This is a genomic window from Mycobacterium intermedium, from assembly GCF_002086275.1.
In the GTDB taxonomy this organism is placed as follows: Bacteria; Actinomycetota; Actinomycetes; order Mycobacteriales; family Mycobacteriaceae; genus Mycobacterium; species Mycobacterium intermedium.
This window is the reverse complement of the sequence record NZ_MVHT01000004.1, coordinates 121,395-136,732: the sequence shown is the minus strand read 5'-3', so window position 1 is coordinate 136,732 and position 15,338 is coordinate 121,395. Positions and strand designations below refer to the sequence as shown.

20 protein-coding genes are annotated in these 15,338 nt (G+C 62.7%); 9 read left to right on the top strand and 11 right to left on the bottom strand.

Translation table 11 applies throughout. The features are described 5' to 3' along the window. Nucleotides 1-214: 214 nt before the first annotated feature. The 4 genes from BST27_RS02745 to BST27_RS02730 form a co-directional block, all read right to left on the bottom strand. A complete protein-coding gene (locus BST27_RS02745) occupies nucleotides 215-850 on the bottom strand; it encodes a fatty-acid--CoA ligase (protein WP_069418058.1) in 636 nt (211 codons plus the stop codon). Continuing rightward, nucleotides 847-2,262: a FadD3 family acyl-CoA ligase gene (locus tag BST27_RS02740; protein ID WP_069418059.1), complete on the bottom strand. Its 1,416-nt coding sequence runs from the start codon at nucleotides 2,260-2,262 to the stop codon at nucleotides 847-849. The genes BST27_RS02745 and BST27_RS02740 overlap by 4 nt, the downstream gene beginning before the upstream one ends. Nucleotides 2,263-2,299: 37 nt before the next feature. Further along, complete coding sequence (locus BST27_RS02735) at nucleotides 2,300-3,490, bottom strand: amidohydrolase family protein (RefSeq protein WP_069418060.1); 1,191 nt, start codon at nucleotides 3,488-3,490, stop codon at nucleotides 2,300-2,302. Between the two features lie 89 nt (nucleotides 3,491-3,579). Further along, nucleotides 3,580-4,026 carry a lipoprotein LpqH gene (locus tag BST27_RS02730; protein ID WP_069418061.1) on the bottom strand — a complete coding sequence of 149 codons (447 nt, stop codon included), beginning with the start codon at nucleotides 4,024-4,026 and terminating at the stop codon, nucleotides 3,580-3,582. Between the two features lie 97 nt (nucleotides 4,027-4,123). Between BST27_RS02730 and BST27_RS02725 the strand changes: the two genes are divergently transcribed. Together BST27_RS02725 and BST27_RS02720 are read left to right on the top strand one after the other, a co-directional pair. Then, nucleotides 4,124-4,879, top strand: a complete 756-nt coding sequence (locus BST27_RS02725; protein ID WP_069418187.1) for an enoyl-CoA hydratase/isomerase family protein — start codon at nucleotides 4,124-4,126, stop codon at nucleotides 4,877-4,879. Nucleotides 4,880-4,908: 29 nt separating this feature from the next. Then, nucleotides 4,909-5,319, top strand: coding sequence for a hypothetical protein (locus BST27_RS02720; RefSeq protein WP_079219548.1), 411 nt, complete (start codon nucleotides 4,909-4,911; stop codon nucleotides 5,317-5,319). Here BST27_RS02720 and BST27_RS02715 read toward each other — a convergent pair. Beyond that, the gene (locus tag BST27_RS02715) at nucleotides 5,235-5,936 is read right to left on the bottom strand and encodes a TetR/AcrR family transcriptional regulator (RefSeq protein WP_069418063.1); all 702 of its coding nucleotides are present in this window, start codon (nucleotides 5,934-5,936) and stop codon (nucleotides 5,235-5,237) included. The genes BST27_RS02720 and BST27_RS02715 overlap by 85 nt on opposite strands. 223 nt (nucleotides 5,937-6,159) lie before the next feature. Between BST27_RS02715 and BST27_RS02710 the strand changes: the two genes are divergently transcribed. After that, entirely contained in the window at nucleotides 6,160-7,428 is a 1,269-nt protein-coding gene (locus tag BST27_RS02710) for a cytochrome P450 (RefSeq protein WP_069418064.1), read from the top strand. Nucleotides 7,429-7,462: 34 nt separating this feature from the next. Here the strand turns inward: BST27_RS02710 and BST27_RS02705 are convergent, their stop codons facing one another. The 4 genes from BST27_RS02705 to BST27_RS02690 are packed head-to-tail and all read right to left on the bottom strand — an operon-like array spanning nucleotide 7,463 to nucleotide 9,874. Then, nucleotides 7,463-7,750 (bottom strand): cytochrome C oxidase subunit IV family protein, encoded by a 288-nt coding sequence (locus BST27_RS02705; protein ID WP_069418188.1) that lies wholly within the window; start codon nucleotides 7,748-7,750, stop codon nucleotides 7,463-7,465. Beyond that, entirely contained in the window at nucleotides 7,750-8,328 is a 579-nt protein-coding gene (locus tag BST27_RS02700; RefSeq protein WP_069418065.1) for a cytochrome c oxidase subunit 3 family protein, read from the bottom strand. The genes BST27_RS02705 and BST27_RS02700 overlap by 1 nt, the downstream gene beginning before the upstream one ends. After that, nucleotides 8,325-9,173 (bottom strand): hypothetical protein, encoded by an 849-nt coding sequence (locus tag BST27_RS02695; protein WP_197518076.1) that lies wholly within the window; start codon nucleotides 9,171-9,173, stop codon nucleotides 8,325-8,327. Before BST27_RS02695 ends, BST27_RS02700 begins: the two co-directional genes overlap by 4 nt. Continuing rightward, nucleotides 9,170-9,874: a hypothetical protein gene (locus BST27_RS02690; RefSeq protein ID WP_276014717.1), complete on the bottom strand. Its 705-nt coding sequence runs from the start codon at nucleotides 9,872-9,874 to the stop codon at nucleotides 9,170-9,172. Before BST27_RS02690 ends, BST27_RS02695 begins: the two co-directional genes overlap by 4 nt. 211 nt (nucleotides 9,875-10,085) lie before the next feature. On the opposite strand from BST27_RS02690, the gene BST27_RS02685 reads away from it, so the two are divergent. The 3 genes from BST27_RS02685 to BST27_RS02675 all read left to right on the top strand — a co-directional run bounded on the left by BST27_RS02685 (nucleotide 10,086) and on the right by BST27_RS02675 (nucleotide 12,126). After that, nucleotides 10,086-10,625: a TetR/AcrR family transcriptional regulator gene (locus tag BST27_RS02685; RefSeq protein ID WP_079219547.1), complete on the top strand. Its 540-nt coding sequence runs from the start codon at nucleotides 10,086-10,088 to the stop codon at nucleotides 10,623-10,625. 197 nt (nucleotides 10,626-10,822) lie between these two features. Continuing rightward, on the top strand, nucleotides 10,823-11,572 hold the full coding sequence (locus BST27_RS02680) for a hypothetical protein (protein ID WP_069418067.1): 750 nt from the start codon (nucleotides 10,823-10,825) through the stop codon (nucleotides 11,570-11,572). A gap of 71 nt (nucleotides 11,573-11,643) precedes the next feature. Then, nucleotides 11,644-12,126, top strand: a complete 483-nt coding sequence (locus BST27_RS02675; protein ID WP_139804979.1) for a twin-arginine translocation pathway signal — start codon at nucleotides 11,644-11,646, stop codon at nucleotides 12,124-12,126. Between the two features lie 64 nt (nucleotides 12,127-12,190). Here the strand turns inward: BST27_RS02675 and BST27_RS02670 are convergent, their stop codons facing one another. Continuing rightward, nucleotides 12,191-12,610 (bottom strand): hypothetical protein, encoded by a 420-nt coding sequence (locus BST27_RS02670; RefSeq protein WP_197518078.1) that lies wholly within the window; start codon nucleotides 12,608-12,610, stop codon nucleotides 12,191-12,193. Between the two features lie 189 nt (nucleotides 12,611-12,799). Here BST27_RS02670 and BST27_RS02665 point away from each other — a divergent pair, with 189 nt between their 5' ends. Together BST27_RS02665 and BST27_RS02660 are read left to right on the top strand one after the other, a co-directional pair. Next, on the top strand, nucleotides 12,800-13,600 hold the full coding sequence (locus BST27_RS02665) for a hypothetical protein (RefSeq protein WP_079219541.1): 801 nt from the start codon (nucleotides 12,800-12,802) through the stop codon (nucleotides 13,598-13,600). Further along, on the top strand, nucleotides 13,600-14,217 hold the full coding sequence (locus tag BST27_RS02660) for a hypothetical protein (protein WP_069418069.1): 618 nt from the start codon (nucleotides 13,600-13,602) through the stop codon (nucleotides 14,215-14,217). Before BST27_RS02665 ends, BST27_RS02660 begins: the two co-directional genes overlap by 1 nt. A gap of 12 nt (nucleotides 14,218-14,229) precedes the next feature. On the opposite strand, the gene BST27_RS34935 is transcribed toward BST27_RS02660, so the two are convergent. After that, nucleotides 14,230-14,556, bottom strand: coding sequence for a hypothetical protein (locus BST27_RS34935; protein WP_069418193.1), 327 nt, complete (start codon nucleotides 14,554-14,556; stop codon nucleotides 14,230-14,232). 189 nt (nucleotides 14,557-14,745) lie between these two features. Here BST27_RS34935 and BST27_RS02650 point away from each other — a divergent pair, with 189 nt between their 5' ends. Then, nucleotides 14,746-15,276 (top strand): Rv2253/PknI dimerization domain-containing protein, encoded by a 531-nt coding sequence (locus tag BST27_RS02650; RefSeq protein WP_069418070.1) that lies wholly within the window; start codon nucleotides 14,746-14,748, stop codon nucleotides 15,274-15,276. The last annotated feature ends 62 nt before the right edge of the window (nucleotides 15,277-15,338 follow it).

Here is a 15,338-nt window from a genome sequence, read left to right as displayed (position 1 = left end):
CTGGAAAACACCCGCCGAAGCCCTCGACGAACTACTGTCAAACCCGCCCACCGTTGCATCGACCGCTTGAAACCGCCGAGGATTCGGGGCAATACGGCCCACATTCGAGCAAGCAGGGCCCGCGTCGAACGTGGGGGATACGGCCCCCCACCCAAAAATCCGGGGCCATAGCGCCCACACTCGAGCACCCCAGGCAAGCAAGTAGGCGGTCAGCTTACTCCGTGTCGATGCGCATCATGTCGGTCAACCGCCCGACGAACAGTGGTGGGTAAGCACCGAATCCCGCTCCGGTCATCCATTGGGCCGCGGCGTCGGGGTGGTCGATCCACTCCCTGGCTCGTTCTTCGTCGGGAAACTCCTGCAGGATCAGGACCTCTCGCGGATCGTCGAAGGCCTGGAAAACCCATGTCTTTCGGATACCCGCGGCGGTGAACCGGTCCATCGCGAGGTGGACCTCCGCACTGAGCATCGACACATCGTCCACCGAAGCGATCGCGGCCACCACAACGCCCGGCGCCCTCGGCGTCGATTGGGCCGCGGGCCGCACGGCCACAAAACGGTCGACGATCTCACCTGCAAAGACGGCGGGGATGTCGTCAACGCCGACGGCGTCGAACCAGTCGAAGAAGATCCGTGACCGCAGCAGTTCCACGATCGGTTCGCGGCTGTGCACCCCGATCATCACCAGCACCCGGCCGTAGTCGTGTGTTGACGTATAAACCAGCACGTGGTGGGCGCCGATATCGGAAAGGGCGGACTCATTTCGTTGGAGTACCGGCCACACTCGGGTGGGATCGGGAACCCGGTAGTCGGATGCGATCACCATCGAGTGGATGTCGCCGTCGGTCACCGGAGTTGGTCCTTCATCACCTTGCCGGTGGCGTTCAGTGGCAGCGCGTCGAGAAACTCGATGGACCGCGGCGCTTTGAACCCTGCCATCCGACTGCGGCACCACGCGATCAAATCATCTTCGGAGACTTCGGCTTTCGGGACGACGAAGGCCTTCCCCACCTGGCCGAGGCGCTCGTCGGGAACCCCGATCACGGCGACCTGCGCAACGGCGGGGTGCTCCAACAGGAAGCCCTCGATCTCGGCCGGATAGGCGTTGAATCCCCCTACGATGAACATGTCCTTCTTGCGTCCATTGATTCGCAAGCGGCCGGCCTCATCCAGACTGCCCAGGTCCCCGGTGTGCAACCATCCGTCGTCATCGATCGCCTCCGCGGTGGCAACGGGGTCATCGAGATAGCCTTGCATGACACTGTACCCGCGGACCAGCACTTCCCCGTCCTCTGCGATGCGCACCTCAACATCTTCGCAGGGCAGACCCGCGGTGGTCGCCACATCCGCAAACGAGTCGCCGGGCCGCGACAGCGTGACATTGCCGGCCTCGGTCAGTCCGTAACCCGTCATCAACGTCTGGAACGGCAGTTCGGTATGGATGCGACGGACCAGCTCGACCGGGATGTCGGCCGCGCCCGTCACAGCCGCACGCAACGTCGAAAGCTTGGACTTGTCGGGCACGGTCAGCAACGAGTGATACAGCGTCGGCGGCCCGGGCAGCATCGTGATGCTTTCGCGCGCAATGAGATCCACCACGATGTCGAGGTCGAAGACGGGAACCGGCAGCATCGTGGCGCCGCGGAGGAAGGAGGCTACGAGTCCCGCCTTCAACCCAAAGGTGTGGAAGTACGGGTTGATCATCAGGTAGCGGTCGCCCTCGCGCAGATCCGCCAGCGTCGCCCACTCGTCGTACATGCGCAGCGTCTGCAGGTGATTCAACATCGCGCCCTTGGGCCGGCCTGTGGTGCCCGAGGTGAAGATGATGTCCGAAATGTCGGTGCCACTGACCTGCCGCTCGAACGGCGAACCGCTGGCGAGGAAATCGGATTTCAGGTCTATGACCGGAATTCCACCCGAAACGGCGGAGCCCGAAGCGTAGTCCAGACCTAGAAAGTCCTGCTGCACCAAGACGGCCTTCGCTCCGCTGCGGACGATGATGTCGCCCGCCTCTTCCGGTTTGAACCGGGTGTTGACCGGCACCAGCACACCGCCGGCCGTCAGCAATCCGAACGCCGCGATGATCCATTCGGCCGAGTTGGGTGCCCAGATGGCGACCCGGTCGCCCTTGTCGATACCGATGGAGGCGAATGCCCCAGCGGCACAACGTATCCGCTCGACCAACTGAACAAAGCTCAGCCGCAAGGCCCCGTCCACGACCGCCTCGGCATCGCCGAAGCGGTCGGCCGAGCTCAGGACCATCTCGGGGATGGTCTGCCAGGTTTGCCCGTTCAGGGCATCAAACCGTGACGAGCCGAGACAGGTTCCCGCCCATGATCTTCGCCTGGTCGTCGACCGGCAGGTGCGACAGCGCATTGACGTAGTACGTCGGCTCTGCCAGCCCTTCCGGGTGCGGCCAGTCCGAGCCGTACAGCACCTGGTCGACACCGACGAGATTGATCAGGTCGTCGATGCCGTCCTCGAAGAACGGGCTCACGTGGATGCGGGTCTTGACCGTCTCGACGGGGTCGCTCGGGAAGACTTCCGGCGCCTTCCGGAAGACCTCGGCCAGGCCGTCGAGCAGCGGGGTCATCCACTTCGAGCCGGCCTCGACGATGGCAACCTTCAGCTTCGGGTGCCGGTACAGCGCGCCGTGGATCACCCAGGAACCCACGGCATCCTGGATCGGCCGCCACTCGTTGAGGATGCCCATCGCGTTGGTCTGGAACGGCAGCATCTCTTGTTCGGCGCCGTCCCACTCGGAGGTGTACCGGGAGTAGCCACTGTCGCTGGAGTGCATGCCGACCAGCACGTCGTACTCGACAACCCGCTCCCAGAACGGGTCGAACTCGGGCACCGCGAACGACCGCGGGCCACGGAAGCCCGGGACCGGGGCCGGCCGGATCAGGATGGCACGGGCGCCGCGCTTGACGGCCCATTCCAACTCTTCGATCGCCTTCTCGACGATCGGCAGGGTGATGACCGGGGTGGTGAAGATCCGGTTCTGGTAGTTGAAGCCCCAGACCTCGTCCAGCCACTCGTTCAGCGCGTGGACCAGAACGTGGATGGCGACTGGGTCGTCGCGCAGTCGCTCCTCGAGCAGGCTGGCCAGCGTCGGGAACATCAGGGTGCGGTCCAGGCCCAGCTCGTTCATCTTCTCCAGACGCGGACCGGGCTCGAAGAACGCCGGGATCGCCCGCATCGGCTCGCCGAACAGCTCGCGCTTGCTCTTGCCGTCCGGGTTGCCGTACTTGAAGTACTCCTCCCAGGCGCCCGGCCGGGCGACGACCTCGAAGGTCGGGTTGGGAATGTAATTGCTGATGTGGCCGCGGATGGCAATCTTGGTGCGCCCATTGATCTGCACGTACTGGACGTAGTCCTTGTACGCCTTGGGCAGGAACTTGGTCAGGGCCTCGGGCGGCTCGTAAAGATGGTTGTCCGCGTCAAAGATTGGAAATGGGACGTCTTCCCGGTGCGACAACTGGCCCATGGAACCCTCCTTCTTGATTTACGAGAATACTATTCTCTCAGGGTGGCTGACCGCAACGTGCCCCTATCCACGACGCTCGGCAGAAACAGTCAGCACGAGACGGTGATCTTGAAGTTCGCGGTGACGGGATCATTCGGTTTGTCGAACTTGTAGCCCTGGGCCGTACCGGTGATCGTGAAAGATTTGCCGCTCACACTCAGGTTGGCATCGCCCTGACCGCCTTTTGAGTACATGCCGGTGAAGCCACCCATGTTCTTGATACGCACGGATTCGGCGAAAGGCTTGGCCCCGCGCCCATCCAAGAAAACGGTGGCCCCGGCGAAATCGCCACCGATGTGGATCGTCCGATACCACTGCACCTGAGTGCACTTGACGACAGGGACCTTCGCATCCTTTCCATCGACGGTGACTGATGCCGTGCTGGAGAGCTCGGTCGGCGGTTGCGCATCGCAGGCCCCGACGAGGGCGGCCACGAACACGGCGGCGACGGTGGTCAATCGGTGGGTGGTTCGGTGGCCCACTGATCCACCCCCCATCCTCAGCTAGGACACACTTCGGCCTGCGATGATGATGCTATTCTCCGAAATAGAGAATGCCAATACCGGACGGCTTGGGCCCAAGGAGCAACGACGCATGGTAGACCTGGAATTCGACTCTCTCGTTCCGGGACTGGCTGTGCTCACCATCGATCGACCCCACGCGCGCAATGCGATCGCGTTGGACACCATGCAGCAGCTAGAAGAGGCCCTCGATGCCGCAGCGGGCGCTCAAGCACTGGTCATAACCGGCGCCGGCGATCGGGCTTTTGTATCGGGCGGCGACCTCAAGGAGCTGAGCGCGCTACGGACCGTAGAGGACGCCTCGGCGATGGCCAAACGGATGCGGTCGATCTGCGATCAGCTGGCCGGCTTCCCAGCCCCGGTGATCGCCGCGCTGAACGGCCACGCCTTTGGCGGTGGCGCCGAAGTTGCTGTCGCCGCCGACATTCGGGTGGCCGCCGACGATATCAAGATCGCCTTCAATCAAGTGACGCTGGAAATCATGCCCGCCTGGGGCGGCGCCGAACGTCTCGCCGCGCTCGTCGGAAAGGGCAGGGCGCTGCTGCTGGCGGGCAGCGGAACCACCCTCGAGGCCGGCGAGGCCGAGCGGATCGGCCTGGTCGACCTGGTGTTGCCCCGCGCCTCGTTCGATGAGGGCTGGCGCACGATCGCGAGGTCGCTGGCCCGTCACCCGGCGACGGAAATCAAGCGAGTAATCAGCGGAGTTTCGCCCGACGAAGCGATAGCATCCTTTGCACGATTGTGGGTTGCCGACGCACACTGGCAGGCCGCAGAGCGAGTGATGAACCGCACCGCCCGGCCACGCCCGGAGGCCGGAGGAACGACATGACGTACAGGTTGTTGAGCGCGGGCTCGGCGATGTTGGTCACCGCCTTGGTCACTGCCCTGGCCGCGGTGGCGGGCGTACTGGTAGGCGCCGGACGGGCACATGCCGATGACCCGGTCATGCATCACGTCAAGTACACCGTTACCGCCAAAAACCCGATTTACGCCGACATTTACTACATCGACAAAGAGCCGCCGACCTTCGCCGACTACAGCCACAACCCCTACCAGTTCGCACCGCACGTCAACTTCGACGTCGGGCCTGACAAGGCGTGGAGCTTTGAATTGGACCTGACAAAGCCCGAGGTGTGGGCGATGGTCACGGCGAGCACGGGCACGGAACCGGGCACGCCTGGGCTTCATTGCGAACTGTCGGTGGATGGGGTCGTCGTCGTCTCAAAAGACGGCCCCAAGGGCGTGCTCTGCTCGATCCGGCACTGGTGATCCAACCAGGATTGCGGGATGCCCTCAATCGGCTGCGGCTCGCCCTCGAGGCGGCGCAGATAACTTTCCACCAGCTCCCGCGTTTCGGCGTGCCCAGCGGACACGCCGACGGACTGCTCGAGCACCAGCATCCGCGACAAGCTGCTCATCAGCACCGCACACACCACCGGCGGCATGTCCGCACGGTCAACTCCGTAGCGCTGCAGCGCGGCCGCGACCGCCTTCCGCTCCTCTTCGCGCAAACGCTCGGCGTAGTGCGCGAGTTCAGCTCGCATTTCCTTGCGGTGGTTGGCCAGCGCCATGAACTCCATCGAAATCCGGGTGAACCCCGGATCGGTGCCGAACCGCCAGATCGCCCACAACGGCTGCGGGGATTGCACCAGTTTCGCCTGCACCTGAAGAGCTTCCTCGGCGCGGCGGCGGACCACCGCCACGAACAGCTCCTCCATGGTGCGGAAGTAATAGTGCACCAACTGGGGTTTCAGCCCGGCCTTGTTCGCGAGCCGACGCGACGTCACGGCGGCGTAGCCCTCTTCGACCATCAGTTGCTCGGCCGCATCGAGCAGCAGGGCGCGGTTCTTCGCGTCCGGCGCCCCGATCCTGCGGGCCGATGTCACGCAACTCCTCCGTACCGTCAGCGTTCGCCGACTAGCCACGCCGATCGTAACCAGTTTGTCCGCCGGCTCTGCCGAGTCGCCTTGACCTCGACAATACCGCCATGCTAAGCAGGTGCTCAGCACACCATCGGATTCACGGCGGCGCCAGGCTTGCGCCGCCTCGCAGTGGTTGGACAATTCGGCAGCGCCGGCAAAGCGGCCGGCTCCGGGAGGAACGCGCACCATGACCAGCACCTTCGATTCGATCGACTTCTTCACCGACCCATCCCTGGTGCCCGATCCACACCCCTACTTCGACTACCTGCGCAGCCAGAATCCGGTGCTCCGGTTGCCGCACTACGGCGTCGTGGCGGTGACCGGCTACGAGGAAGCCACCGAGGTCTACAAGGATCCCGAGACGTTCTCGAACATCGTGGCGCTCGGGGGCCCGTTCCCGCCGCTGCCATTCCAGCCCGACGGCGACGACATCAGCGCCCAAATCGACGAGCACCGCAGCTACTTCCCGATGTTCGAGCACATGGTCACCATGGATCCGCCGGAGCACACCAAGGCACGGTCGGTGCTGAGCAAGCTGCTGACCCCCAGCCGGCTCAAGCAAAACGAGGAGTTCATGTGGCGCCTCGCCGACCGGCAACTCGACGAGTTCCTCAGCAACGGTGAGTGCGAGTTCATCTCCGAATACTCCAAACCCTTTGCCACGCTGGTGATCGCCGACTTGCTCGGCGTTCCCGAAGACGACCACAGGGACTTCCGCAATGTCTTGGGCGCCGGCCAGGTCGGCGCGCTGGACCATGCGACGGTCGGTATCAACCCATTGGAGTGGCTCGACGAGAAGTTCTCTTCCTACATCGAAGATCGGCGACGCGAACCGCGCGACGATGTCCTCACGCCGATGGCCACGGCGAAATACCCTGACGGCTCCACACCCGAGGTCATCGAGGTGGTCCGCACGGCCACATTCCTTTTCGCCGCGGGTCAGGAGACCACGGCCAAGCTGCTCAGTGCCGCGCTGCGGGTGCTCGGCGACCGGCCCGACATCCAGCAACAGTTGCGCGATGACCGCAGCCTGATCCCGAACTTCATCGAGGAATCGCTACGTATCGAAAGTCCGGTCAAGTGTGATTCGCGGCTGACCCGACGGGCGACCACGGTCGGCGGTGTCGAGATCCCGGCCGGCACGGTGGTGATGGTGTTACCGGGTGCCGCCAACCGCGACCCGCGCCGGTTTGAGGACCCGCACGAGTTTCGCCTGGACCGCAAGAACGTCCGCGAGCACATGGCGTTCGCGCGCGGAGTGCATTCGTGCCCCGGTGGCCCGCTCGCCCGCGTCGAGGGCCGAGTCTCCCTCGAACGCATCCTGGACCGCATGGCCGACATCAGCATCAACGAGGCCAAGCACGGGCCGGCCGACGACCGCCAATACACCTACGAGCCGACGTACATCCTGCGCGGGCTCAGCGAGCTACACATCACCTTCACGCCAACGGGGTAACAGTTGACCGATACCGTGCCACCGGTATTGAGACTTATCCGAGCGCCGACCCGACGAGGTAGCAGCTGAACAGGCTCACGCCGACCAGCACCACCCAGGCGTCCGTCAGGCGGCACAACACGGCTGGGGCATGGCGCACTTCCATGAATTCCCGAAAGATGATGCGCACCTTGATCAGAGCGATGCCGATCACGCTCAACGTGACCGCCACACTGGGCCCCGGCGATCCATCGACAGAGTGATCTATCCACAGATAGGCCAGCGTCAACGACGCCAGCACCAACCAAGCAGTCAGCAGCCTTTTGTTGAATTTGATCTCGATCACCTCACCACATACAGCAGGGCGAAAATGAGCACCCAGAGGAAGTCGACGGTGTGCCAGTAGGTGGCGCACGTTTCGACCAACTCCTGAGATCGGCGGGCCGGACTCCGGAGTTGATAGACGATGACACCGAGGACGACGAAGCCGATCAACAGGTGCACGAAGTGGATTCCGGTGAGGAAGAAGTAATAGGTGAAGAAGTCGTTGCTGTTCGGCCCGTTTCCCGTGCCGACCAACCGGACCCACTCGAACACCTTGAAGGACAAGAATATTGCGGCGCATGCGGCGGTGATATACACGTCTCGCAGCGCCGCCGGATAAGCCCCGGCACGCGACGACTGGACACACCGCGCCACCGACCAGGAACTCAGCAGCAAGACAAGGGTGTTGAAAACACCGATGCGTAGGTCAAGATGCGACTGCGAGTGCAGGAACAGCTCCGGGCTCCGGGCACGATAGAACAGATAAATACCGAAATACCCGGTGAAAACCAGCGTTTCGAACAACACGAAGGCCCACATGTCGGGCTGGCCAGGCACGAACCTGGCACGTTTGTCGGTTCCGGCGACATCCGTCATTGCGCGGTCGCCAGTTCCGTGACCCTATTGCGCGGCAGGTCGGGCAGGGGCCCGGTACCAAAGTCTTCGCGCCGGATCATCTGAAAGAGCATGACGATAAACGTGACTTGGTAAATGCCGAACACGACCATGTCCAGCCACCAAGCGATCTGGCCGTTCCAGGCCAAGACGCCACGTTGGAACAGCCAGCAGGGCGCCACGACAACCTCGGTGAGCGCGTTGCACAGGTTTAGGTAGCCAAACCATTTGGGAAACACCCGATTCTTGTCGATCAGAATCGCGACCATCCAGATCAGCGACCCGATCAGGAACACGCCCATGGTTCCGTCGAAAGACAGGAAGGAGAAATCGTAGAGCCAGCCGATCACTTGAGGATCTCGCTCGGGCCGGAGCGTCCCGACGACCAACGCGATGCACAGGAGCAGCAGGCCGGGAACCGCGGCCATTGAATAGATGAGCAGATACGAATACCCGAAAGCGCGACTGACCGACATGCGTCGCATCGAATGCGCAATCAGCGCATTGTTGATCGCGGTCATGCCGGTGATGGCGAACACAACGCCTAAGCCGATCGGTATTCCCAGCCGTCGTTCGTAGAACCAGTGAACCTGCGTGGCGAGGTCCCAGGTGGGCTGTGGCGGGGGTTGGACTTGCGCCACGATGAAGACCATCGCAAAGAAGAGGTTGTAGAAGGCGACCATGATCCACCACGCCACCCACAGTTCACGCTTGGGGTTGTGCCGAAGGTGCCAGGCGATCCGACGAGGCAACCGGCCGGAGGGCGACCCAGCCTCAGCGTTGCTGCTTGACTCCGACGCAGTCAACCGCGCGTCCAGCGTGCTCATACGCTGTCCAGTTCTCTTGCGCGACTTTGGATCTCGGCGCGTTCCCGGTACACCGCCCGACCCAGGACGATGCCCATCACGACCACCCAGACGCCGATGGCGACGTTTTTCAACCAGAACGACAACACGCCGTCCCACGCCAGCGGGCCGGACAATGAAACGCCGACGAAAGCTGCCGGAACGAGCGCCGCGGCCACGAAAAGGTTGAAGTGGGCCACCCAGCGCGGCAGCACGAGGTGTGCCGGATCGTCGAAATAGATTGCCAGGGCAAGAATCACGCATTGCCCGATCAAAAAGGGAACCAAGGTCGTGAAGGTGACCCAGGCGAAATCGTTGAGCAGCTGCGTCAGCTCCGGACTTCGCTCCGGGCGAAAGGCGGCCAGCAACCAGCAGACATTGGCGATGAGAAACAAGGTGGGACCGCCGGCCACGCAACCCAGCATCGCGTAGGAGAAGATCGACGTGCGATGGGCCATCCTCCGGATTTGCATCACGATCAGCGTCAGGATCGGGATGAGGCTTGCGCCGAACCAGTTGAACAGGATCATGCTGTAACGGACGCCTGACGAGTTTTCCCGATAGAACGCCGCGACCTGCTCCGCCGACATCGTCGGCGACATGGGGGGCGTGAACCCGGGGAACAACAAGAACGCGGAGATCCAGAGCAGCACCGTCGCGGGCAGCGTCCACAGCAGGATCAGCTCGCCATCGAGTCGCCTCGGACGGCGCGCCTCACCGCTCTCGGACACGAGTGACTCCTTCCGACGGCATGACCCGTCAGCGAAGCTAGCCGATCGGCTAGCGGGCGGTCAATAGCCGATCGGCTAGGCTCTCCGTGTGGTTGCTGACATTTCGCGGCAGGCCCCTAGTCGATTCCGTTTCATCGCGCGCAGCGCGGCACAGACGCGAATCCTGGACGCTGCCCTGAAATTGATCGCCGAGCACGGCGTTGGCGGCACGTCGTTGCAGATGATCGCCGATGCCGTCGGAGTCACGAAAGCGGCCGTCTACCACCAGTTCAAGACCAAGGAGCAGATCGTCGTCGCGCTCACCGAACGCGAACTCGGCGGGCTGGAGGAAGCACTGGAGGCCGCCGAGGCCCACGACAACTTTCCCCAGGCACGCGAGGTACTGCTGCGCCGGGTTATCGACATGGCCATTGAGCGGCGCGGCGCGGCGAGCACCCTGCAGTTCGATCCGGTCGTCGTGCGACTGCTGGCCGAGCAGGAACAATTCCAAGCGTTTATTCGGCGGCTCTACGGCGTGCTGGTCGACGACACCAGCGAGGACGCGCGGGTGTCGGCGGCCGTGCTCTCGGGTGCGATCGCGGTCGGGGTGATGCATCCGCTGGTGGCCGACGTCGACGACGACACGCTGCGTGCGCAGCTACTGCGGATCACCCACCGTCTGATCGGCGCGCCCGAAGCGAGTCGGGACGGCGTCAACAATTAATTCAACCAAGTGCAGGTAATCACTTCTGTCTTACTTCTGACTATTCCTTTTGCCAATTCACCACAATGTTCGGCAGACGGGCAGCTGTTCAAAGCCTTTCGGAGCCTTTTCGGGGCCTTTTTCGAAGCCGAACTGGACTCGTGGGCTGGTGATAACGTGGTTTTTCGTGCACGATCCGAAGCGACTAGGAGATCACCTTGGCGTCACGGCGGCGTCCGGCGGGAGGCCGTAACGCCAACGGCGCTGCCTTTGACCACGACGAAGAAGTGGCCAAGGCCGAGCGAGAACTCGCCCGCGCCGAGGTCCGCGTCGAGGCGGCCCGTGCCCGCGTGGCACGGGTGCGTTGGCGCGCTTGGTCCCTCGAGAGCCCGCACGCCGACGACGACGCCTTCCCCCGCTCGTCTGACGACGACGAACCCCTCCCCGAGGCATCCGTTCGCTTGCAGCCGCCCCGGCTCCGGCTTCTCGGACGGAGAGCCGCCGCACTCGCGGCGGCATTTGTAGTCATCGGCGCCTCGCTCGGGGCGAGCATGTTCATGGAGTTGGAGCACCGCGCTCTCCTCCGCACACAGCATCGCCACGCGGAGTTCGAGGCAGCCGCGCGGGAGGGGGTCATCAGGCTGCTGTCGATCGATGCCAATCACGCCGAGGAGGACATACAGCGCAACATCGACAACTCGACCGGAGAACTCAGGCAGCAATTGCGCGTCACCGGTTGGCCCCTGGCGCAGCAGGTGGCGCAGTCGAAGATCAGCACCAAAGCCATCGTCGACGCCGTTGCCGTCGAATCGACGAACGATGACTCGGGAATCATCCTCGTCTTGGCGAGGTCCGACAGCTTCAATCCTGATGACGGCGAACGAGTAACGAAGACGTGGCGCATCAGTGTGAAAGTGACCCGCGTCGGTGACCAGCTCAAGATGGCGAAAGTCGACTTCCTGCAATGACGGTCGAGCATGAACCCCGGCCTGCCCCGGGGCAGGAAACGGCTGTGATCCGTGATTGGGTTCGCCGGTGTGTGGCAGCTTGGCAGCCGATTCTGGTGACCGCGTTGGTCATTGGCTCGTTGGTACTCGCCGGCGGCACGTACTTCTTTCGGTACGAACCGGATTCGCAGGTCGGCGACGCGGCCGTACAGCAGGCGATCCGGGCAGCCACCGAGGGCACCGTGGCAATGCTGTCATATTCCGCCGAGAGCCTGGATCAGGATTTCGCCAGGGCCAAGTCGCACCTCACGGGTGACCTACTGGCTTACTACACCAAGTTCACCGAGGAGACCGTGGCGCCCACGGCGAAGGAGAAGCGGATATGGGCTTCCGCCAAGGTGATTCGCGCAGCCGTTGCAGAGATGCGTCGGGATTCGGCCGTCGTGCTGATGTTTGTCAACCAGAGCACCGAAGTCAAGGAACAGCCTCAGCCGACGGTAACCGAGAGCAACGTCCTGGTGACGATGGCAAAGATCGACGGCTCCTGGCTGATCGCCAAATTCGATCCCCTCTGATACCAAGGCCGTTGCCCATGAGCATTGCGCCAAAAGTCCTCACGGACGTGGGGTTGCAATGCCCCTACGTGTCGGCGCGGATCCAGGTCAGAATGCCGTCGTGGGCAAAGCAGATCAGGAACAACCCATCGGGCGCCTGTGCGACGTAGTTCTGGAAGTTTTGGCACGCAGCGCCTTCCTCCTTGACTCCGGCCATTGGAGGTGACCGGAACCATCGAGGCTGGTATCTCCTCGGCGAGCCGCAAAACATCAACCGCCCGGGCTGCCCGGCTGGCGGTACGACACTGTCGTCAACACCGAAGACGTAGTAAGTGGTGTTGTCACACGGCGCGCCTAGAACCTGATGCGGCATGATGCCGGGGGTGCAGGCGGGGTAGTCGCAGACGGTCGGCTCGGCCAAGGACGGCGGCGCTGCCAGCACACCGACACCCAACAGCGCGGCAACCACTGCCACGATGAATCGCACCCCATTACTTTGCCACATCTAAAAAGAACCTGAAAAGAAAATCCTTCCCAATTGGAAAGAAAACCGAGCCAATAGCCTGCTACGCCGGATTGCGCCTGAACCGCACCCATTTTGCGGCCGGTCGAGCGAGCATTTCCGCATGTAGAGGCGCGAAAGCGGTTGCCTGACAGCGTTGCGGACAGGCCTGCAGTGATAGGCTTTTGGCCTGTGCATGATCCGGAGGGGAAAGACGCCGACCATTCTGACGACCCGGCTAACGGCGTCGTAGCTCCCGTTTCGGTAGCGGACGTAGCAGACGAGGTTGCCAGGGCAGAAGCGCGCGCCGCCGCGGCTCGTGCCCGCCTCGCACGGCTGCGCGCGGCAGCCGAAAAAGGCTCCGAAACAGATTCCGACGCAGGCGAAGTCGATGATGAAGCCGCATCCCGAGATGGCGAGCGGCGCCGCGCAAAGTTGACGCGGGCACGACGGCCGCGACGAATCCGATTAGGGTCTCCGCGGCGTCCACGCCGACCGAGGTGGCTCCGACGCCCAAAGCGGAAGACAGTGGCCGCTGTCGTCGGCATCGTGCTCTTCTGCGCCTCCGTCGGGGCGAGCATTTACATCGTGTCGCAGCACCGGGCCGCCACGCACAAACAACAGCTTGCCGCGGAATTCACTGCGGCCGCCCGGGAGGGGGTCACGGTGATGATGTCGATCGACGCCACTCGCCCCAAGGCCGACGTTCAGCGGATCATCGACATATCTACGGGCGAATTCAAGAACCAAATATCAGCGATGTCAGCCCTTATGGTGCAGAAGGCGGTGGACACCAAGGTAAGCAGCAAGGGCACCGTCGAAGCCATTGCCGTCGTGTCATTGAGCGATGATTCGGCGGTCCTGCTTGTCGCGGCGAGATCCGATATCACCAACGCAGACAACACCCATCAGCCGCCTGCCATGTGGCGGATGAGTGTTGGCATCACGCGGGACACCGGTCAACTCAAATTGTCGAAAGTTGATTTCCTGTAATGACTGTCGAGCATGGCTCGTCACTGGAAGGCGCCGAAACCTCAGTGGCCGGCGCGGCGGAAACACCATCCGCTGCCTCGGGATCGGGTCGCACCCACGGGCTCGCCACTGTCAAGCGTTGGGCCCGTGGATGTTTGGCCAGGTGGCGGTCAATACTCGCGACGGTATTAGTTGTCAGCGCGGTGAGTGTCGCGGCAGGTCTGTACTTCGTTCTGTACCGGCCGGACCAGCAAGTCGGCGACGCGGCGGCACAACGCGCGATCCAGGTGGCGTCAGACGGTGCCGTGGCGGTGCTGACGTATTCTCCCGACAACTTGGACCGTGATATCGCCAGGGCGAAGTCATATCTCACCGGTGACTTCCTCGCCTACTACACCAAGTTCTCAGAACAGATCGCGGCGTTGGCACTGCAGAATCAGGTCACGCAGACCGCGAAGGTCCTTCGGGCCGCCGTTTCAGAGATACACGCGGATACGGCCGTTGTGCTGGTGTTCCTCAACCAGACCGTCAGCAGCAGGGGGAAGCCAGAACCGCAAACGACCGCGAACATCGCCCAAGTGACGGTGGTCAAGGTCGACGGGTCCTGGCTGATCTCGAAAATGGATCCGCTTTCGTGACTGCGGCCTGTTTCAATGCCCCTCTCCGCGTGGCTGATTGGCCACAAAACACCGCACCCGGAGAGCGGCATCATCCGGCTTGACTCCCATGCCTATCAAAGTACGAACAATTTGGGCAGGGGGCATGCCATTATCGAAATCCGTCTTGATCACAAAAACGCTGGGAAACCAATTTTCTGCACTTACCCCCGGCGGCGGGGGCTTCGCGTCGCCTCCAACGCACTGCACGTAACCATTGATGCCCGTGTCGGCGCGAGCAGCCGGCGCCCCCACCGTCGGGGCGATGAGCAGGATGGCGACGGCCGTGCTGACCGCCCCGGCGACAGAGACGGAACGCATCCTCATAAATGTTCAGCCTATCGCGATTGGTATAAGGCGACATAGACCTTGAAACTGACCTTCTACCTTTTGGGTTCATTCGGCATCCGGTCGCTGGCGCGATATGATTCTCTCGCGCGAGAACGCCGAAACCGATGCCGAAAAAGCTGCCGTAGGCACTGTCGGACCATTCGCGTCGAGGAGCATATTATGCGTTCAGTTCGAATACTCGCCTCCGCAACGCTGGTCGCTGCCACGGTATTCGGTGGTTTGGGCACGGCGCTGGACCCGTTCACAGCCCGGGCGACAACCAAGGAAGAAGTTGCCATCAACGGAACGTTCCGCGCCACATCGGTTGGCGATTACGCCCAGAGAAATGACCAGTACTTCGCCGAGCCGACGGTGTACCAGACCTGGACCATCACCTCGACGTGCGACACATTCATGGACTGCCACGGCATGGTGACCAGCGACCAGGGATGGAGCGCTGCCATGTATATGAATGATGGGCAGATGTGGAAGGTTAAACGCTCGGTAGCGAACTGGGAGCAGTGCGAAGACGGTACCGCGTTCCCCGGACAGCAGACCTTTTATTTCTTTCCCGTGAATGAGTACGGCGGATTTCAACTCGGGTCTTCGACTTTGGCCGGAAAGGACAAGACGGTCGGCCCGTCCGGTGCCTGCGGACAAAACCAGTGGCTTGACATCGCGATGCCGTTCCGCCTGGACAGAATAGGCTGACCCGGCGTTCCAATTCGCTGCCCGCCGTAACCGCTGCTGTTTCAGGCTGAATCCTGCGGACC